This is a genomic window from Campylobacter sp. MIT 12-5580 (assembly GCF_005406235.1).
GTDB lineage: Bacteria > Campylobacterota > Campylobacteria > Campylobacterales > Campylobacteraceae > Campylobacter_D.
The window spans coordinates 39944-59702 of sequence record NZ_NXLK01000004.1; the positions used below are offsets into that span (position 1 = coordinate 39944).

20 protein-coding genes are annotated in these 19759 nt (G+C 35.6%); 18 read left to right on the forward strand and 2 right to left on the reverse strand.

What is annotated here, in order from left to right:
- Positions 1-12: 12 nt before the first annotated feature.
- The 7 genes from CQA38_RS05220 (at position 13) to CQA38_RS05250 (ending at position 5629) form a co-directional block, all read left to right on the forward strand.
- Positions 13-633: a 3-oxoacid CoA-transferase subunit B gene (locus CQA38_RS05220; RefSeq protein ID WP_272482883.1), complete on the forward strand. Its 621-nt coding sequence runs from the start codon at positions 13-15 to the stop codon at positions 631-633.
- 9 nt (positions 634-642) lie between these two features.
- Positions 643-2031, forward strand: coding sequence for a TIGR00366 family protein (locus CQA38_RS05225; protein ID WP_137632946.1), 1389 nt, complete (start codon positions 643-645; stop codon positions 2029-2031).
- Positions 2032-2166: 135 nt separating this feature from the next.
- The gene (hypB, locus tag CQA38_RS05230; protein WP_137632947.1) at positions 2167-2946 is read left to right on the forward strand and encodes a hydrogenase nickel incorporation protein HypB; all 780 of its coding nucleotides are present in this window, start codon (positions 2167-2169) and stop codon (positions 2944-2946) included.
- On the forward strand, positions 2946-3227 hold the full coding sequence (locus CQA38_RS05235; protein WP_137632948.1) for a HypC/HybG/HupF family hydrogenase formation chaperone: 282 nt from the start codon (positions 2946-2948) through the stop codon (positions 3225-3227). The genes hypB and CQA38_RS05235 overlap by 1 nt, the downstream gene beginning before the upstream one ends.
- Positions 3211-4299: a hydrogenase formation protein HypD gene (hypD, locus tag CQA38_RS05240; RefSeq protein WP_137632949.1), complete on the forward strand. Its 1089-nt coding sequence runs from the start codon at positions 3211-3213 to the stop codon at positions 4297-4299. The genes CQA38_RS05235 and hypD overlap by 17 nt, the downstream gene beginning before the upstream one ends.
- Positions 4300-4308: 9 nt before the next feature.
- Entirely contained in the window at positions 4309-5283 is a 975-nt protein-coding gene (gene hypE / locus CQA38_RS05245) for a hydrogenase expression/formation protein HypE (RefSeq protein ID WP_137632950.1), read from the forward strand.
- A 1-nt stretch (position 5284) separates the two neighbouring features.
- On the forward strand, positions 5285-5629 hold the full coding sequence (locus tag CQA38_RS05250; protein ID WP_137632951.1) for a hydrogenase maturation nickel metallochaperone HypA: 345 nt from the start codon (positions 5285-5287) through the stop codon (positions 5627-5629).
- A 93-nt stretch (positions 5630-5722) separates the two neighbouring features.
- Here the strand turns inward: CQA38_RS05250 and CQA38_RS05255 are convergent, their stop codons facing one another.
- Positions 5723-7711: a TonB-dependent receptor gene (locus CQA38_RS05255; RefSeq protein WP_137632952.1), complete on the reverse strand. Its 1989-nt coding sequence runs from the start codon at positions 7709-7711 to the stop codon at positions 5723-5725.
- A gap of 147 nt (positions 7712-7858) precedes the next feature.
- On the opposite strand from CQA38_RS05255, the gene CQA38_RS05260 reads away from it, so the two are divergent.
- Positions 7859-8200, forward strand: coding sequence for a cupin domain-containing protein (locus CQA38_RS05260; protein WP_137632953.1), 342 nt, complete (start codon positions 7859-7861; stop codon positions 8198-8200).
- A 61-nt stretch (positions 8201-8261) separates the two neighbouring features.
- On the opposite strand, the gene CQA38_RS05265 is transcribed toward CQA38_RS05260, so the two are convergent.
- A complete protein-coding gene (locus CQA38_RS05265) occupies positions 8262-9434 on the reverse strand; it encodes a pyridoxal phosphate-dependent aminotransferase (protein WP_137632954.1) in 1173 nt (390 codons plus the stop codon).
- A 324-nt stretch (positions 9435-9758) separates the two neighbouring features.
- Between CQA38_RS05265 and CQA38_RS05270 the strand changes: the two genes are divergently transcribed.
- The 10 genes from CQA38_RS05270 (at position 9759) to CQA38_RS05315 (ending at position 19736) form a co-directional block, all read left to right on the forward strand.
- Complete coding sequence (locus CQA38_RS05270; RefSeq protein WP_137632955.1) at positions 9759-10535, forward strand: MetQ/NlpA family ABC transporter substrate-binding protein; 777 nt, start codon at positions 9759-9761, stop codon at positions 10533-10535.
- 42 nt (positions 10536-10577) lie between these two features.
- Entirely contained in the window at positions 10578-11354 is a 777-nt protein-coding gene (locus tag CQA38_RS05275) for a MetQ/NlpA family ABC transporter substrate-binding protein (RefSeq protein WP_137632956.1), read from the forward strand.
- Positions 11355-11442: 88 nt separating this feature from the next.
- The gene (gene flgA, locus CQA38_RS05280) at positions 11443-12099 is read left to right on the forward strand and encodes a flagellar basal body P-ring formation chaperone FlgA (RefSeq protein WP_349290126.1); all 657 of its coding nucleotides are present in this window, start codon (positions 11443-11445) and stop codon (positions 12097-12099) included.
- The gene (locus tag CQA38_RS05285) at positions 12096-12710 is read left to right on the forward strand and encodes a UbiX family flavin prenyltransferase (RefSeq protein WP_137632958.1); all 615 of its coding nucleotides are present in this window, start codon (positions 12096-12098) and stop codon (positions 12708-12710) included. The genes flgA and CQA38_RS05285 overlap by 4 nt, the downstream gene beginning before the upstream one ends.
- A gap of 59 nt (positions 12711-12769) precedes the next feature.
- Complete coding sequence (gene coaD / locus CQA38_RS05290; protein WP_137632959.1) at positions 12770-13249, forward strand: pantetheine-phosphate adenylyltransferase; 480 nt, start codon at positions 12770-12772, stop codon at positions 13247-13249.
- A complete protein-coding gene (tmk, locus tag CQA38_RS05295) occupies positions 13240-13824 on the forward strand; it encodes a dTMP kinase (protein ID WP_137632960.1) in 585 nt (194 codons plus the stop codon). Before coaD ends, tmk begins: the two co-directional genes overlap by 10 nt.
- On the forward strand, positions 13817-15043 hold the full coding sequence (hisS, locus tag CQA38_RS05300) for a histidine--tRNA ligase (protein WP_137632961.1): 1227 nt from the start codon (positions 13817-13819) through the stop codon (positions 15041-15043). The genes tmk and hisS overlap by 8 nt, the downstream gene beginning before the upstream one ends.
- Entirely contained in the window at positions 15040-16875 is a 1836-nt protein-coding gene (speA, locus tag CQA38_RS05305) for a biosynthetic arginine decarboxylase (RefSeq protein ID WP_137632962.1), read from the forward strand. The genes hisS and speA overlap by 4 nt, the downstream gene beginning before the upstream one ends.
- Entirely contained in the window at positions 16875-17501 is a 627-nt protein-coding gene (gene cysE / locus CQA38_RS05310; RefSeq protein ID WP_137632963.1) for a serine O-acetyltransferase, read from the forward strand. Before speA ends, cysE begins: the two co-directional genes overlap by 1 nt.
- A gap of 216 nt (positions 17502-17717) precedes the next feature.
- A complete protein-coding gene (locus CQA38_RS05315; protein ID WP_137632964.1) occupies positions 17718-19736 on the forward strand; it encodes an ATP-dependent helicase in 2019 nt (672 codons plus the stop codon).
- Positions 19737-19759: the final 23 nt, after the last annotated feature.

Below are 19759 nucleotides of genomic sequence, written 5' to 3' on the forward strand. Positions count from 1 at the left end.
AGCAAAGAAGAAATCGTTGCTCTTATCGTGAAAAGAGTAGCAAAAGACTTTAAAGATGGGGATTTAGTAAATTTAGGTATAGGTATGCCAACTCAAGCAGCAAACTACTTACCAAGTGGAGTTGAGATCATTATGCAATCAGAAAATGGTATGCTTAAAATGGGACCAGCGCCAGCTGAAAAAAATCCACGCGTTACAAACGCAGGCGGACAGGCTTCATCTATACTAGAAGGGGGTATGTTTTTTGACTCAAGCTTTTCTTTTGGCTTGATTCGTGGCGGGCATGTTGATATTACTGTGCTTGGCGGACTTGAGGTTGATGAGCAAGGTAATCTTGCAAACTGGATTATCCCGGGCAAATTAGTGCCGGGTATGGGCGGGGCAATGGACCTTGTCAATGGAACAAAAAAAGTGATCGTGGTTATGGAACATACTGATAAAAATGGCAATTCAAAGCTTAAAAAAGCGTGCTCTTTGCCGTTAACCGGTGCAAAATGCGTTAATCGCGTGATCACTGAACTTGGGGTGTTTGATTTTGAAAATGGCAAAATGAAACTTGTTGAACTTCAAGGCGAAGCAACTTTAGATGAGGTGAAAGCTAAAACTGAAGCAAACTTTGAAGTATGCATTTAAAGGACTAATATGATAGGTGCAATTTCATCTTTTATGACGAGGGTGGTTCAGCGTTATTTACCTGATCCACTTGTTTTTGCGATCATCTTGAGTGTGATCGTTTTTGTTTGGGGGTATTTCGTTGTTGATGTTTCAAGTGCAGCAGCTTTAAAAGCGGCTGGATCAGCAGCAGCTGGAGAAACTCCAAGCGCATTGATGTCAATGACAAGATTTTGGGGTGATGGTTTTTGGAATTTACTAGCCTTTACTACTCAAATGGCGATGATAGTGGTTACTGGTTTTGCGCTAGCTAGCTCTGAACCAGTAAAAAAGCTTTTAAAAATTTGTGCTTCTTATGCGAAGACTCCAAAACAAGCTGTGGCTTTAGTGGCGTTTTTTGGTGGTGTTGCAAGTGCGATTAACTGGGGCTTTGGACTAGTTATTGGTGCGCTTTTTGCAAAACAAATCGCAAGAAATTTAAAGGCTGTAGATTATGGCTTACTTATAGCTTGCGCTTATATAGGCTTTATGACTTGGGGTGGAGGCTTAAGCGGTTCTATGCCACTTTCAGCTGCAAGTGCGGACAATGGTATAGTACAAAAATACCTTGCTGGTGTGCCTATCCCTTTAACTGATACAGTTTTTACTTGGTATAATGGCTTTACTATACTTTGCTTACTTGTTTTTATGCCGATTTTAGTAACTTATATGGTGCCAAAAGAACCAAAAGTTGTCGATCCAGCACTTTTAGCTGAAGAGCCAAGCTATCAAAAAGAACTTCCAAAAGATGCTCCTCCAGCACTTAAAATGGAAGAAAGCAAATCTTTAGCTTATATTATCGTGCTTGTGGGTGTGGTATATTTGGTGGATTATTTTATGAAAAAAGGCTTTGCTGGGCTTGATTTAAATAGAGTTAATCTCATCTTTTTAGTCGGTGGGCTTGCGCTTCATAAAACACCTATGGCATATATGAGAGCCATTCAAGGTGCGGCTCGATCTACGGCTGGAATTTTAGTGCAGTTTCCTTTTTATGCGGCGATTGCTTTGATGATGGAAGATTCTGGGCTTGGAGGCTTAATCACTGACTTTTTCATCGATATAGCCAATAAAGACAATTACGCCGTTTGGGCATTTTTCAGCTCAGCAGCAATTAATTTTGCTGTGCCTTCAGGTGGAGGACACTGGGTTATACAAGGACCTTTTGTTTTAGAAGCAGCTAAAGAGCTTGGTGCTGATCTTGGAAAAGCCACTATGGCTATAGCATATGGTGAACAATGGGCAAATATGGCTCAGCCTTTCTGGGCTTTACCAGCCTTAGCTATAGCTGGACTTGGTGTAAGAGATATCATGGGCTTTTGTATCACTGCTTTGATCTTTTCTTTACCGATCTTTGTAATTTCTTTGTGGTTTATACCATAAAGCTTTAAATTTTTAATCTTGCTTTGTTTGACTCAATTTGCTTTTTCTTGACAAAGCAAGATTAACTTAGTCTTACTTTTTACCTTCATTTAAGCCAAAAATCATTATAATCAAACAAAAATACAAAGGAAAACCATGTGTAAAGATTGCGGTTGCTCACTTACCCATGAGCACACTCACGAGCATACTCACAAAGATGGACACTCACATACTCATTCACACAAGCATAGTCACGATCATGCCCACCCAACCTTAAACGAGTCAAAAAGCGTAGAAGTAATTACAAAAATTTTAAGCCAAAATGATCATGAAGCAGGGCATAATAGAAAACATTTTAATGAAAACAAAGTCTTATGTTTAAATTTAATGAGTTCTCCAGGAAGCGGCAAAACCACGCTTTTAGAAAGCACCATAAAGGCTTTAAAAGCTGAGCTTAAAATCAGCGTCATTGAAGGGGACTTAGAAACTGAAAATGATGCTAAAAGGGTAAGGGAAGCTGGAGCAAATGCTTATCAAATCACCACAGGACAAAGCTGTCATTTAGATGCTTTTATGGTGCATGAGGCTTTGCACCACTTAAATTTAGCAGATACTGATCTGCTTTTCATCGAAAATGTAGGCAATCTTGTTTGTCCTGCAAGCTATGATTTAGGGCAGCATATCAATGTAGTGCTTTTAAGCGTAACTGAGGGCAGTGATAAGCCAGCAAAATATCCAGTAATGTTTAAAAAAGCTGATCTTGTCATCATTTCAAAGGCTGATTTAGCTTCTTTGTTTGATTTTGATACAGATGAAGCCATAAAAGAGTGTAAAAAACTCAATCCAAAAGTAGAAATCATCGCTCTTGATGCAAAAAACGGCACAAATTTAGAACTTTGGTTTAAATACTTAAGACTTAAAAAGGAGTTAAATTAATGTGCTTATCTATACCATCTGAAATTTTAGAAATTGACGAGCTTAATAATGCTGTGGTGCAAACCTTAGGCGTAAAAAGAAGGGTAAGTTTGGATTTAATTGCTGAGCCCTGTAAGGTGGGAGATTTTGTGCTTATTCATGTAGGCGTAGCTATGGAAAAGATCGATAAAGAATACGCAAAAGAAAGCATAAAAGCTTATCAAGAAATAGTCCAGCAAATGCAAAGTGGAGAAATAGATGAAAATGAAGGGAATTTAGGATACCATGAACTTCATCGATGAATACAGAGATAAAAACACTATTTTAGCTTTTAAAAAGCTTATTGAAAAAGAGCTTAAAAAGCCTGTTAATATCATGGAAATTTGCGGTGGGCATACACATAGTATTATGAAATTTGCCCTGCCTTCTATACTACCAAAAGAAATTAACTTTGTGCATGGTCCAGGCTGTCCGGTGTGCGTTATGCCTAGAACTCGTATAGATATGGCGATTAAGCTTGCTTCTATGCCAAGCTCTATCTTTTGTACCTTAGGGGATTTGTTAAGAGTGCCTGGAAGCACTATATCCTTACTTGAACTTCGTGCAAAAGGTGGTGATGTAAGGGCTCTGTATTCGCCTCTTGAAGTACTTAAAATCGCCGAGCAAAATCCAGAAAAAACCATCATCTTTTTTGCCATAGGTTTTGAAACCACGACGCCTATGAGTGCATTACTCCTTGAAAAAGTCATAGAAAAAGGTTTAAAAAATGTCTTTTTTCATATCAATCATATCACCGTGCCAGCTCCAATTCACGCTATAATGAATGATGAAAATGTCAAAATTGATGCCTTTTTAGGACCTTCTCATGTAAGCGTTATCACAGGCTATGAGCTTTATAAGCCAATAGCCCAAAAATACTACACACCCATAGCTGTAAGTGGCTTTGAACCAGTTGATATTATGCAAAGCGTACTTAATATAGTCCGCCAAGAAAACGCAGGCACTTATGAGGTGTATAATCAATACTCAAGAGCAGTAAGTGCTAAGGGTAATGAAAGGGCTCAAGAGCTTGTGAAGCGGTATTTTACAAGTTGTGATTTTGAATTTCGCGGGCTTGGAATGATTGCTGATTCTGGGCTTAAACTTAAAGATGAATTTGCAAGTTATGATGCTGAAAAGGTGTTTGATTGTAACGTGCAAAGTAAAAATGAAAGCAAGGCTTGTATTTGTGGCAGTATATTAAGAGGTATAGCCAAGCCTTATGATTGCAAAGTTTTTGGCAAGGCTTGCACGCCTAAAACTCCAGTTGGTAGCTGTATGGTAAGCGGCGAGGGAGCTTGTGCGGCGTATTATAAATACTCAAAAGTAAATTAAAGAGCTATGATGAAAGAAATTCAACTTGCACATGGTGGCGGTGGAGAGGAGATGAACGAGCTTATAGCTGGGATTTTCAAGGCTTTAGATAATGAGATTTTACGCGAAGCAAATGATGCGGCTATACTTGGAAATTTAGCTTTAAGCACGGATTCATTTACTCTTAGCCCCATTTTTTTAGATGAAGAAGTAAATATAGGCAAACTTTGTGTATGTGGAAGCATTAATGATGTTTTAATGGTAGGAGCTAAGCCTGAGTTTTTAAGTCTTGCTTTTATCATAGAAGAAGGCTTTAAAACGCAAAAACTTAAAAAAATTCTTGCTAGCATTTATGAAGAATGCCAAAAAGCTGGGGTAAAAGTCGTGTGTGGAGACACCAAAGTCGTGCCAAAGGGCAAGGCTGATGAACTTTATATCAATACAACAGCACTTGGCACTATCACCCAAAAAGTGCAAACTAAGGACATAAAAGCTGGCTTATCTGTGCTTCTTTCAGGCGATATAGGCAGGCACGGAGCAGCTGTTTTAGTGCAAAGAAACGAGCTTGAAGCTGAGGTAAAGAGTGATTGTAAGAGCTTAAAAGATGAGGTCTTAAGTCTTTTTGAGGCTCATATCAAGCCTCTTGCCATGCGTGATGCAACGCGTGGAGGCTTATCTGCTGTACTTAATGAGTGGGCAAGACAAAGTGGCTTTGATATACTTGTATTTGAGGAAAAAATTGCTGTTAAAGATGAGGTGGCTGGAGTATGTGAGCTTTTTGGCTTTGAGCCTTATGAGCTGGCAAATGAAGGTACCTTTGTGCTTTGCGTTGAAAAAAAAGATGAACAAAAAGCCCTTGAAATTTTAAGAACTTTTAATCCAAACGCAAATATAATAGGTGAAATTTTAAGCGAAAAAAAGGGCAGGGTTATACTTGAAAATGCTTTTGGAGCAAAACGTTTTTTAGAAGCTCCAAAAGGCGAACTTTTACCAAGAATTTGTTAATATGCACGAACTTAGCATAGTTGAGTCTTTAATCACGCTTTGTGAACAAAACGCAAAAGAGCAAAACGCTACGCAAATCAGCGAGGTTTATGTTAAAATAGGACGTTTAAGCGGTATAGAAAGCGAGCTTTTTAAACGTTGCTTTGATACTTTTAAGCTTAATTCAAGCTTTTGCAAGCAAGCTAAGCTTTTTATAGAACAAAGCGAACTTGAAATAACTTGTTTTGAGTGCGGACAAAATAGCATTTTAAAACAAAATGAGTTTAAATGCTCACATTGTCAAAGCACGGAGCTAAAAATCATCAGCGGAGAAGACTTGCTTTTGATGCGTTTGGTGATGAATTAAAATAAAGCAAATTACTTCATCAGCCATACTTTTTTACAATGATAGCTTTTTTTGAGTTGTGTTATCATGCGTTTTTTCAAAGTCTGTTTTTTGCTAAAAATCAAGTTTAAATTTCGCCCACATACTGCGTCCGGGTTCAAATACCCTTTGACTGACAGGATTATCAAGCATGCTGATCTCAACGCTGTTTTTAGATAAGTGATAAGCGTATAAAGTGTTTGTAAGATTGTCTACACCGAGTAAGAATGAAAAATTTTTATTTTTATAGCCTCCGTATAAATTTGCTGTATAAAAGCCAGCACTTTGCCCAAAGTCCCTTCCAACAACATTTCCATAGTCTTTTGCATAGCGTGTTTGTGCAGCTTGTGCATCAATGTCAAGGCGTAAAAGCCATGAGTTTGTATCGATATAAAAAGCAAAACGCGTCTGTAAAGGGGCTATTCTTGGTAAAGGCGTGTTTGTTTTGGTGTTTTGAGCGTAAGTATAGGAAAGATTGGCATAAAAATGATAAATTTCATCAAAAGAAATTTCACCTTCTATCTCGCCTCCATAGAGTTTAGCGTTTGTTTGAAGCGCGGAGCTATTTGCCCAATTTATAAGTATATAATCATACATTCTTGAAGCAAAAAATGAGGCATTAAGATACAAATTTTCTGTCTTATAAATCGCTCCAAAGTCAAGCTGGGCGTTATTTTCAGATTTTAATTTTTCGCCATTGATTTTATTGATCTCCCAATAATCAGCCCCTCTTTGTGCATAACCAGCTCCAGCATACAAAGTCATCGCTTCTTGATAGTGCTCTAAGCGCACAAAAGCACTAACAAGCCCATCGCTTTTGTGTTTGTAACCGCCATTTGTTCGCATAGTTTTATAACGCAAGGTTTTTAGCTCATCATATCTTGTGCCAAAAAATACACCCATATCTTTAAAGCCAAAGTATTGTCCTTGTAAAAAGCCACCAATGCTTTGTTCAAGATAATTTGGAGTATAAGATTTGCTAAAGGCATTTGTATCAGCTGTTTGGGCATTTGTGCCTGAACCGCTACGAGAAGAGTGTTTGTCGTGGTTGTAATTTGTGCCAAGATAAAAAGAAAGTTCTTGACTTGCCTTATAGTTAAGTTCTGTTCTAAAGCCTGAATTTGTGCGTTTTGGATTGCTTAGCATAAACATAGAGCTTGTATTTGGGCGATGTGAGAAATTATCCATAATATGATCGATTTCATTATGCCACACACGAAAATCAATATACTCAAAAAGAGTATTAAGCTCTTGTTTTACTCTTAAGTTAAAAGAAGTTCTATCAAAAGTGCGTCCGTCCATAGCACGATCTGCATACGAAGCAAAACCTTTGCCAAAGTCTGCATCAAGTTCTATACCTGTGCTTTCAAAAGGCGTGAGCGTACCAATGAGGCTTAAAGACTCTCTTTTGTAGGCTGAATGCACACTTTGCTTGTCTGCAGTTTCATAATCATTGCTTGAATACCTTGAGCCAATGACACGCAAAGAACCAAGCTCATTCCCACCAAACATATCAGCATTAAGCTCAAGTTGGTTAAAGCTTGCGTAAAGCACGCTACTTTGAGCTTTCATCATCGTTGTATCAAGCCTTTTAATATTTCTATCAAAAAGCACTCCCCCACTGATTAAATTCCCAAAACGCACATCTTGAGGACCTTTTAGGGTAGTAATGGTATCATAATTTTCAGCAAATATATAAGAGATACTTGTATCCATTCGCCCGCCACAACCGCCATTTAAAATACCACCATTGATAAAAATGGGTAGCCTTGACGCACCTTGTGAGCGAAAAAATATCTCACTTCCACCACCACCTTTTCTTGCCATAGAAAAACCGGGTAGATTTAAGAAGGACTTAGCAAGATCGCCTGATTGCAAGAGTGTGTTTTTTGCAGAAAAATCCGTGTTGTTCGTAGCATCAAGTATATCTTTTTGCGCTGTGATTACAGAAGCTGATAGCTTTAGTGTGGAGTTTTTGCGATCTTGGGTTTTTTCATCTGCTAAGAGATAAAATGAATTTGATAAAAAAACTAAAATTAAAAAATATTGTCTTAAAAGTCGCATAGATAGAGGAATTTCCTTATTTTAAAATGATAACAATTATATAGTATTATATTAAAAGCAAACTGAATTTTATTATCTTAGGTTAAATTTTATAATGATAAAAAATGCTAAAATGACAAAATCATTTCAAAAGAGAGGTAAAATCCAATGCAAGTTATTTCTTGGGATAGGCTTGAATTTAAAGATGAACAAGTTGGCATTAAAGTTCTTCATGAAAACGCAAATGCAAAAGAAATTCAAATCATTATGCCAAAAGAAAGCGTGATGAAAGAGCATAAAGCTCCATTTGACATAAGTGTGCAGGTATTAAAAGGCGAGATTGAATTTAGTCTAGAAAATGAAATTTTTAAACTTAAAGCTCTTGATATGATAGCTTTAAGTGCAAATGTGCCACATTCTTTAAAGGCTTTAAAAGATAGCATCGTGCGCCTAAGCCTTGCTAAAGCTGATAGTATCACTAGGGTAAATGCTATTTTAAAGCCTTTGTAGAAAATTAAAGCTTTTTAAAAAAACTCACTTGCCTTGAGATAAAGACAAGTTAAGAGTAAGTTTAAGCTTTGTAATTTTGTACGAAAGTCTTAATGCGTTCTAAGCCTTTGATGATATTATCTAAACTTGTGGCATAAGAAAGGCGAAAATACCCTTCCATACCAAAGCCAATGCCCGGAACCACAGCCACTTTTTGCTCCTCTAAGAGTCTTTGACAAAATTTCATAGAGTCTTTTTCAAGCCTTGAAATATTCACAAAAAGATAAAAGGCTCCTTGTGGTTTATATACGCTTAAATTTGGTATTTGTGCTAAAAGTTCTAAGGCTTTATTGCGTCTTTTTTCAAACTCAGCTCTCATAAATTCTAAGTCTTTATCAGCCTCACCAAGTAGGGCAGGGATAGCAGCGTGCTGGGTGATAGAGCAGATATTTGAAGTACTTTGTCCTTGCAGTTTTTTTACAGCCTTAATCAAATCCTTGTTTTTACTTGCCATATAGCCAAAACGCCAGCCTGGCATTGCCCCACATTTGCTTAAACCATTTATAGTAACGCTTCTTTGTAAGGCATCTTCACTAAGGCTTGCAAAGGCGTGAAATTCAGTATTATCATAGCGAAGTTTTTCATACATTTCATCACTTAAAACGATGATATTTGTGCCTTCAAGCACCTTTGCTAAGCTTAAAAGCTCATCTTTGCTATAAATAGCTCCTATAGGGTTGTTTGGCGAGTTTAAGATCAAAAGTTTTGTTTTTGAAGTAATAGCATTTTTAAGCTGATTGGCTGTGATTTTAAAGCCGTTTTGCTCCTCACCTTCTATGAAAACAGGCTTTGCACCGGCGTATTTTACCATTTCAGGATAGCTTACCCAATAAGGACTTGGGATAAGCACTTCATCATTTTCTTCTACAAGGCATTGAATACATTCAAAAAGTGAGTGCTTGGCTCCTACATTTGTGATGATTTCACTTATATCATAATCTAAATTATTGTCTTTTTTAAGCTTAAAAGCCACAGCTTTTAAAACCTCATTTGTGCCAGCTACAGCAGTATATTTACCACAACCTTGCTGTATAGCTTTTATGGCTGCGTTTTTAATGACTTCTGGGGTGTCAAAGTCTGGCTCTCCAGCTGAAAAGCTCAGTATATCCTCGCCCTTAGCCTTAAGTTCATTTGCAAGGGCTGTGATAGCTAGAGTTATGGACTCGCCTAAAACTTGTGATCTTTTGCTTAACATTCTTACTCCTTTTTAAAGCTTGATTATAACAAAATTTAAATTTAAATTCCGTGAAAAAGAGCTAGAAAAATGCTCTTGTTTTTAGTTTTTACCCATATTTTATTTTTTACTATATAAAAAATGCCAATATTTTTATTTAAATTCAGTCTCATTTAAGAAAAAAAGTGTAAAATCCTATAATTTTTATTTCTAATAAATAAAGGATTTTTTTATGATGACTCAGATGCGTTAGTCTGGCTATCATCAAAAACTTTAATGTTTTCGGTAGTCAGATTATTTTAGATGAAGCAAGCACAAATATTTTGACTATGAAAGGAAAACAAAATGAAATTAAAAACTCTACTTCTAGCCTCTATCTTAGGCTTAGCAACTTACGCAAATGCAGAAAAAATTATCGTTGGAGCTACTCCTGTGCCTCATGCTGAGATCTTGCAGTTTATAAAGCCAAATTTAGCTAAAGCTGGCTTTGAGCTTGAGATTAAAGAATTTAACGATTATGTGCAACCAAACTTAGCTACAGATAGTGGCGAGCTTGATGCGAACTTCTTTCAGCATACACCATACTTAAATGAATTTAACAAAAACAAAGGCACAAAGCTTGTTAATGTCGCTGGCATTCACCTTGAGCCTATGGGTGTGTATTCTAAGAAATTTAAAAATATCAAAGAGCTTAAAAATGGTGCAAAAATTGCTATTCCAAATGATCCGACAAATGAAAGCAGGGCTTTAAATATCATCGCTAGCACAAAAGCAATTGAGTTTAAAGACGCTCAAAAAGAGCTTAAAACTCCACTTGATATTAGCAAAAATGATCTTAAGCTTAAATTCCTAGAGCTTAAAGCTGCCCAGCTTCCAAGAGCGTTAGAAGATGCTGATTTTGCTGTGATTAATTCAAACTATGCTATGGCAGCGAATTTAAATCCTGTTAAAGATTCTCTTGTTATAGAAAGTAAGGATAGCCCTTATGTTAATATCCTAGTCGTAAAAGCTGGTAATGAAAATACAGCCAAAACTAAAGCTTTAATCAAAGCCTTACAAAGCAATGAAGTGAAAAAATTCATCGAAGAGAAATATCAAGGTGCGGTAATCCCAGCATTTTAAACCCAAGCTCCTTTTTAAAGGAGCTTGTATAAAGGAGTATATATGAAAATTAAAGCTTTTATTCTAGCAAGCTTACTTTTTTTAACAAATTTAAGTGCAAATGATAAAATCATCACTATAGGAGCAACTCCGGTGCCTTTTGGTGAAATTTTAGAATTTGCAAAACCACTTTTTAAACAAAAGGGCTATGAGCTTAAAATCGTCGAATTTAGCGATTATTCTATACCAAATAAAGCCTTGCTTGAAGGCTCACTGGATGCAAATTTATTTCAGCATAAGCCGTATTTAGATGAGTTTAACAAAGCAAATAAGACAGATTTGCAAGCTGTTTTAAGTGTGGCTATCTTTCCTATGGGAGCGTATTCAAGAAAATTTAAGGATATAAGTGAGCTTAAAACTGGCTCAAGTGTAGCTGTGCCAAATGATCCTACAAATGAAAGTAGGGCGCTTGAACTACTTGAAAAAGCAAATTTAATCAAGCTTGATAGGAAAGTAGCTTTAAAAACCCCACTTGATATTAGCTCTAATCCTAAAAAATTAAAATTTAAAGAGCTAAAAGCTGCTCAAGTTCCAAGGGCTTTAGAGGATGTGGATTTAGCGGTGATTAACACTAACTACGCTCTTGATTTTGGTTTAAAACCGCTTAAGGATTCTATTATCCTAGAGGATAAAAATAGTCCTTATGCAAATTTTCTTGCTGTGCGTAAAGAAGATGTAAATTCAGCCAAAACTCAAGTTATAAAAGAAATTTTGCATAGTCAAGAAGTAAAGAAATTTATGCTTGAAAAATATGAGGGTAATATCATCCCAACTTTTTAGACAAAAATGCGTTTCAAAGCTTTGTTTTATAAGAATTTTTTTGTATGATAGTGTAAAAAAACTACGGAGCAAGGCTTTGATACGAAAAATTTGTTTTTTGTTATTTGTGCCGTTTTTAGCTTTTGGGCTTGATACAAATCTAGAACAAGTAAAACTCGAACTTATCAAGACATATCAAAACAAATTCCCAACCCTTATCATCAAAGATATAGAGATTCACACTAATTCTTTACCAAGGGACTTTTCACAATATAAATTTTTAAAACTTGCACAAGGTAAATTCAACCGAGCAAATGGTTATTTAAGAGCTGAATTTAAAAGCCCGCAAAACTTGCAAAGGAATATTTTTTTACGCTATTTTATTAAGGCTGATTTAGAGGTTTTAAGGGCAAATAAGGACTTAGAAAGAGGGCAAAGCTTGAGTGCTTTTGATTATAATCTTGTTTTAATGAGTTTTGATAAAGTGCCTCAAGATGCTCTTTTGCGTGATGATGATCTTGATTTGATTGCTAAAACTACAATACGAAAAAATAGTATTTTGAAAAAAAATATGTTTAAAGGCAACAAGCTCATCAAAAAAAACAATACTATACAAGGCTTGCTTAAAGATGAAGGTTTAAATGTGCTGATTGAAGTAAGCGCCCTTGAAAGTGGCGATAAAGGCGAGATAATCAAAGTCAAAACTAAAGATGGCAAAGTTATGCAAGGACAGATTATCAACAAAAACGAGGTGCTTTTGCAATGAAAATTCTTGTTGGTATAAGTGGGGCAAGTAGTGTAAATTTAGGCTTTTCTTTGCTTAAGGCTTTAGAAAATATTGCTTTGCAAGAACAAAGATTGCAAATTTATGCAGTGATAAGCGAGGGGGCAAAAACCAGCTTTTTAGCTGAAAATGCCCAGCAAAACTTAACTCATCAAGATGAGTTTTTATGCTTTTGCAAGGATAAATTTAAGCTTGAAAAAACGCAGTTTTTTGATGATAAAAACTTAGCTGCTGGGGTTTCAAGCGGTTCTTTTGGTATAGAAAAAACTATCATCGCCCCTTGTTCTATCAATACTCTAGCTCAAATTTATCAAGGTTTAGCTCATACTTTACTTACTAGAGCTTGTGCTGTGGCTTTAAAGGAGCAAAAAAAGCTCATTTTAGGGGTAAGAGAATTGCCTTTTTCAACTTTAAATTTAAAACATATGTATAAGCTTTCTAAGATGGGCGTTTGTATAGCTCCTCCTGTAATGGCAAGCTATAGTAAGGCTTCAAGCTTAAAAGAACTTGAAAATTTCATCGTTGGCAAATGGCTTGATTTACTTGGCTTAAAACATGATTTATTTAAAAAATGGCAAAATGAGTTGGATTAAGCAAAAATTTGCTAGAATTCTTTGTTTGATTGTATAAATTTAAAATTGGAGTAAAGCAAATGACTTGTTTATATCCAGGCACCTTTGATCCTATCACAAATGGACATTTAGATGTGATTAAAAGAGCCTTAAATATCTTTGATAAAGTTGTTGTAGCTATCGCTAAAAATGAGCAAAAACACCCCTTTTTTAGCCTAGAAAAAAGAAAACAACTTGCTTTACTGGCTACTGAAAATTTAAAGGGCAATGTGCAAATCATCACTTTTGATTTTTTGCTTGTGGATTTAGCAAGGCAGATGAATATAAGCACTGTCATTCGTGGGCTTAGAGCGGTGAGCGACTTTGAGTATGAATTGCAGCTTAATTATGCTAATAATGCCTTATGGCAAGAGTTTGAAACCATTTTTTTGATGCCTCATTTGAAAAACGCTTTTATCTCAAGCTCCATAGTGCGTTCAGTGAATGAACACGGCGGAGATTTAAGTTCGCTTGTGCCAAAAGAGATTATTCCTTATATGAAAGATAGAGAATGTATGTAGTATTTGAAGGACTTGATGGAGTGGGCAAAAGCACGCAAATAGAGCTTCTAAAGCCTGAATTTAAAAACGCTCTTTTTACGCTTGAACCCGGTGCAACTGAATTTGGCAAGCATATAAGAACCTTATTGCTTAATAGCGAGTATAGTTTTGATGCAAAAACTGAACTTATGCTTTTTTTGGCTGATAGGGCTGATCATTTTGAACGCGTATTAAAGCCAAATTCTCATAAGCTCATTATCTCAGATCGAAGTGTTATTTCTGGTATAGCTTATGCAAGCGTGCATTTTAGCTTAGAAAGTTTGCTTTTTTTAAATGATTTTGTGCTTGAGGATTTTTTTCCAAAAAAGGCTGTGTTTTTACAAGCCGATGAAGAAGTACTTAGACAAAGACTTGTTGGCAAAGGGCTTGATAAGATAGAACAAAGAGGCTTTGAGTATTTTATGAATATACAAGAAAATTTCAAAAAAACGCTTTTATTTTTAAAAGAGCAAAAAAATCTCGAGTTTATCACGCTTGAAGCTTGTGAGGATAAGCTTAAACTTCATAAATTAATTAAGGAATTTATCAATGATTAGTGCTTTAAAAGGAATGAAAGATATCTTTGATAAGCAGGCTAGGCTTTATGAAAAAGTGGTGCGAACCTGCGAGGAAGTAGCTATAAACTATGGTTTTAGTTTTATAAATACACCTCATTTAGAGCTTAGTAAGCTTTTTAGACGCAGTGTTGGGGAAAGCTCTGATATAGTAGGTAAAGAAATGTATGAGTTTATCGATAAGGGGCAAAATGAAGTTTGCTTGCGACCTGAGGGTACGGCCGGGGTTGTAAGAGCGTATATAGAGCATAAATTTGATAAAAATATAAGCGTAAAAAGATGGTTTTATCATGGTTCAATGTTTCGTTATGAAAGACCACAAAAAGGACGTTTGCGTGAATTTCATCAATTTGGGGTTGAAAGCTTTGGCACCCCAAGTGTGTATGAGGATGCAAAACTCATAGCCATGCTTCATACTATCTTAAAAAAACTTGAAATTCAAACAAGATTAAAGATAAACTCACTAGGTTGTGAAAAGTGCATGGGAGTGTTTAAGCAAAAATTTCTTACCTTTGTTGAGAGCAAGGAAGGCTTTTGTGAGGATTGTTTAAGACGCAAGGAACAAAATGTTATTCGTATGCTTGATTGCAAAAACGAGCATTGTCAAGAGCTTTTAAAAAATCACCCAAAATTAAGCGAGTGCTTATGTGAGGAATGCAGGCAAGATTTTAGCCTTTTAAAAGAGCTTTTAAGTGTGAGTAATATAAGCTTTGAATGTGATGAAAGACTGGTGCGTGGGCTTGATTATTACTCAAAAACGGCTTTTGAGTTTGAAAGTGATGAACTTGGTGCAAAGTCTGCTGTAGCAGGTGGTGGGCGTTATGATAGACTGATTGCTTATCTTGGAGGCAAGCAAGGCTATGGAGTGGGCTTTGCTATAGGTATAGAACGTTTAATGGCGATTTTAGAGCTTAAAGAACAAAAAGAGCTAAGAAAAGGAATTTATCTTTGTGCCTTAGATGAGGCTTTTATCAAAGAGCTTTTTGCTTTAAGTTTAAAACTTCAAGAAAGCAAAATCGTGCATTTTACTCATGAGGCAAAAAAGCTTGCAAAGCATTTAAATCAAGCTGATACTTTAGGAGCTGAAGTTTTTTTATGTATGGGTGAAGATGAGGCACAAAAACAAAGTCTTTTTTATAAAAACTTAAGCACAAAAGAAGAAAAACTCATACGCATTAAAGACTTGGAGCAGGCTTTATGAAAGATTATGGTATAGATATTTGGGGCGATGATAATTTCATCATTAAAAATGGCAAGGTTTGTGTAAATTTTGGCAAAAAACCAGCCCTCATTGAGATCATAAGAGCCTTAAGAGATGATGGCTATAAAGGACCTTTGTTGCTTCGTTTTCCTCATCTTATCCACAAGCAAATTGAAAATATTTATGGTAAATTTGCAAATGCAAGAAAGGAATTTGACTATAAAGGCTCATTTAACGCTGTATATCCGCTCAAGGTAAATCAATATCCAGGTTTTGTAAAAAACCTTGTTAAACTTGGCAAGGATTATAATTACGGACTTGAAGCAGGTTCAAAGGCTGAACTTTTGCTGGCTATGGCGTATAATAATCAAGACGCACCCATCACAGTCAATGGCTTTAAGGACAGAGAACTTATCAACATAGGCTTTATAGCTCGTGAAATGGGGCATAATATCACTTTGACTATAGAGGGTTTAAATGAGCTTGAAAGCATTATTGATATAGCTAAGGAACGTTTTAAGCCTAAGCCAAATATAGGCTTAAGGGTAAGGCTTCATTCAGCTGGGGTTGGAATTTGGGCTAAGAGTGGGGGGATAAACTCTAAGTTTGGACTTACTTCAACTGAGCTTATAGAGGCTATTAATTTGCTTAAAAAAAATAATTTACTTGAGTATTTTACCATGATACATTTTCATCTTGGCTCGCAAATCACTGAAATCCACCCCCTTAAAAAAGCTTTAAATGAGGCAGGCAATATCTACACAGAGCTAAGAAAAATGGGAGCAAAAAATTTAAAAGCCATTAATCTAGGCGGAGGCTTAGCTGTGGAGTACTCGCAGTTTAAGGATGAGCAAAGCAAAAACTATACCTTAGGCGAGTATGCTAATGATGTGGTCTTTATCCTTAAAAATATAGCCGAGCAAAAAAAGGACTTAGAACCAGACATTTTTATAGAAAGTGGACGTTTTGTCGCGGCAAGCCATGCTGTTTTAATTGCTCCTGTTTTAGAGCTTTTTTCTCAAGAATACACAGAAAGCAAACTTGCACTTAAAAAGCAAAATCCAAAGCTTGTTGATGAGCTTTATGATTTATATAAAAGCATAAAGCCTTCAAATGCCCTTGAATATATGCACGATAGCATAGATCATATGGAGAGCATTTTAACCCTTTTTGATCTAGGCTATGTGGATTTAATAGATAGATCAAATACTGAAATTTTAGTGCATTTAATCATCAAAAAAGCCATTGCCTTGCTTGGAGATACGCAAAACTCAGCTGATTTTTTAGCCTTGCAAAATGAGGTGCAAGAACGCTATTTGATCAATTTTTCACTTTTTCAATCAATCCCTGATTTTTGGGGCTTAGAGCAAAATTTTCCTATCATGCCTTTGACGCATTTGGATAAAAAACCAACAAGAAGTGCGAGCATTTGGGATATTACTTGTGATAGCGATGGTGAAATTTCATATTCTAAGAGCAATCCTTTATTTTTGCACGATATAGATATTGAGAAAGAAAATTATTTTTTAGGATTTTTTTTAGTAGGAGCTTATCAAGAAGTGCTTGGAATGAAACACAATCTTTTTGTGCATCCTACTGAAGCAAGTATAAAGATAGATGAAAAAGGCTATGAGCTAGAAAGTGTCATAGAAGCTCAATCTATACTTGATACTTTAGACGATTTAGATTATGATATCCATGTGATTATGGACATACTTAATGAAAGAATTTCAAATTCAAAACTTGTGAATGAAAAGCAAAAAAAGCAAATTTTAGGCGAACTTTATCTATTTTTAAATGATAATGGATATTTAAAAAGTGCAGATGTGTGATGAATTTTTTTGCTCTTATTAAAGAAGATTTTGATCAAGCTAAGCTTCAAGATCCAGCTTATCATTCAGTTTTTGAGCTTTTTTTTAATTATCCTGGTATTTGGGCTGTGGTAAATTACCGCTTTGCGCATTTTTTCTACACAAGAAAATGCAAGCGAATCGCTCGTATTATCAGTGGAATTTCACAATTTTTTACAGGGGTTGATTTACACCCTGGCGCAAAGCTTGGCAGACGTGTATTTATCGATCATGCAAATGGAGTTGTTATAGGACAAACGGCTATCATTGAAGATGATGTTTTGATCTATCAAGGCGTAACCTTAGGTGGCACAAGCCTAGATAAAAACACTAAACGCCATCCTACCATAAAAAGCGGTGTTATCATAGGAGCAGGAGCAAGAGTGCTTGGCAATATTACCATAGGCAAAAACGCAAAAATAGGCTCAAATGCTGTAGTTATAGCCGATGTTCCAGAAAGTGCAACAGCTGTTGGCATACCAGCAAGGATAGTAAAAAACAAAAAAGAAAATAGCAGAGCTATAGATAAGCATTGCGAAGACAAACTTGCTTTGCTTGAAAAAAGAGTGCTTGAGCTTGAGAATTTGCTTTTGCATGGAAAAAAATGAGTATTAGTTTTTAGCTCAAAAAAGACAAGGGAATTTGAAAAACTTTTAACTAGCTTATTTTTATAAAAATTATGCTTTTAAAACACCTTTTTTACAGATAATAAAAATAAAAAGTATTTTTATAGCTTAAGTTGTAAAGTTTGATTTTTTTGAGAAAGAATAAAAGTTTGATTTGATAAAATTTGTTATAATCTTGCCTTTAGTTTAAGGAAAATAATGCCACTTTCAAAGCTTAATGAAGAACAATACAAAGCCGCCACAGCTAAACTCGGACACAATCTTATCATCGCTAGTGCTGGCACGGGTAAAACTTCTACTATAGTTGCTCGCATAGCATATCTTTTAAAACAAGGAATTTGTGCTGAAAAGATTATGCTTTTAACCTTTACAAACAAAGCAAGTAAAGAGATGATCTCTCGCTTAAGCCTTTATTTTCCAAAAGAAATTACACAAAAAATTATCGCCGGAACCTTTCACAGCACCGCTTATACCTTACTTAAAGAACGCAACAAAGAAATACTTTTAAAGCCAAATGCTGAGCTTAAAGTGCTTTTAAAAAGCGTTTATGAGCGCAGAACTTTTGCTCATTTAAGTGATACTAAGCCTTATATGCCAAGTTATTTGTATGATATATACTCACTTTTTCAAAATAAAAGCAAAGATAGGAATTTTGAAGCATTTTTTTGTCAAAACTACCCAGAACAAGCCGTTTTTGCAGAAATTTATCAAGATATTTTGCACGAGTATGAGGAGGAAAAAAGGCGGTTTAATTATGTAGATTTTAATGACTTGTTGCTTCATCTTAAAGAAAGCTTAAATGAAGAGAAAAAAGAATTTGATGAAATTTTAGTTGATGAGTATCAAGATACAAATACCTTGCAAGGTTCTTTGATAGAGGCTTTTAAAAGCAAAAGTTTGTTTTGTGTGGGGGATTATGATCAAAGTATTTATGCTTTTAATGGGGCTGACATTGGTATTATAGGAGGCTTTAAAGAAAGATTTAAAGACGCTGTAATTCACACCTTAAATAAAAATTATCGCTCAAGTCGTTTTATACTTGCCCTTGCAAACAAAGTCATTATCAATAACGAACGCCTTTATCCAAAAGAACTTGTTGTAACAAGGCAAGGCGAGTTTAAAGCTCCTGTTTTGCTCGTTTTTAATGAGCTTTTTGAGCAGTATCAGCATATTGCTAAAATCATACTTACAAGTGGGGTGAGTTTTGAAAAGGTAGCGGTGATCTTTCGTAATAACTCAAGTGCTGATGGCATGGAAGTGGCTTTAAGAGAGCAGGGCATTGCTTGCGTGCGAAAAGAAAGTCGTAGTTTTTTTGATAGTCTTGAGATTAAAGCATTTTGCGCAATGCTTGCTTTAAGGGTAAATCCTAAAGATATCATGGCATTTATTCATTTGCTCGAGTATGTAAAAGGTGTTGGGAGTGTGCTTGCAAAGGAGCTTTTTGATAGTTTTTTACAACTTGGCGAGGGTAATTTAATCCGTGGTTTTTTAGAGCCAGATAAAAAAGCAAATTTAAAAAAAACAGCGAAAAAAAGCTATGATTTGGGGCTTTTTGAGGAGCTTGAAAGCTTGCAAAACCCAAGCCGCTTTCATTTAAAGAGCGAATTTAATGAAAATCCCATTTTAAGCCTACCAAAAATCAATGAATATATAGCCTTAAAGCTCGAAAAAATATATCATTTTATAAAAGAAAGTGTTAAAACAACAAATTCAAATGAGCTTATTACACTTATCTTAGAAAATGAGCTTTTTGTTAAAATTTGTGAGTTTTTGGCGACAAAAAGAGCGACAAATAAAGCAGGGCATGTTGATATGGATAAAAAAAAGCTGGCGTTAGAAAAGATAGAGTTGAAGCTGGCTATGCTTAAGGATTTGGCAAAAAATTATAGTGATGTTTATAAATTTTATAATTTTCTTACACTTGGAGCAAACGAGATGAGTAATGGCTCTGGGGTAAATTTACTTAGCGTTCATGCAAGCAAGGGGCTTGAGTTTGATCTTGTTTTTGTTGTCGATCTTGCACAGGGACGTTTTCCTAATGAAAAGCTTATGCTTATGGGTGGATCTTTAGAGGAAGAAAGAAGGCTGTTTTATGTGGCTGCAACAAGAGCAAAAGATATGCTTTATCTTAGTTATGCCAAGTATGATAAAAACAAAAACACTCACTATAAGCCTTCTTGCTTTCTCATTGAAGCTGGTTTGTGTAAGCCTTCTTAGTCAAAATATCTAAAGCGAAAAAT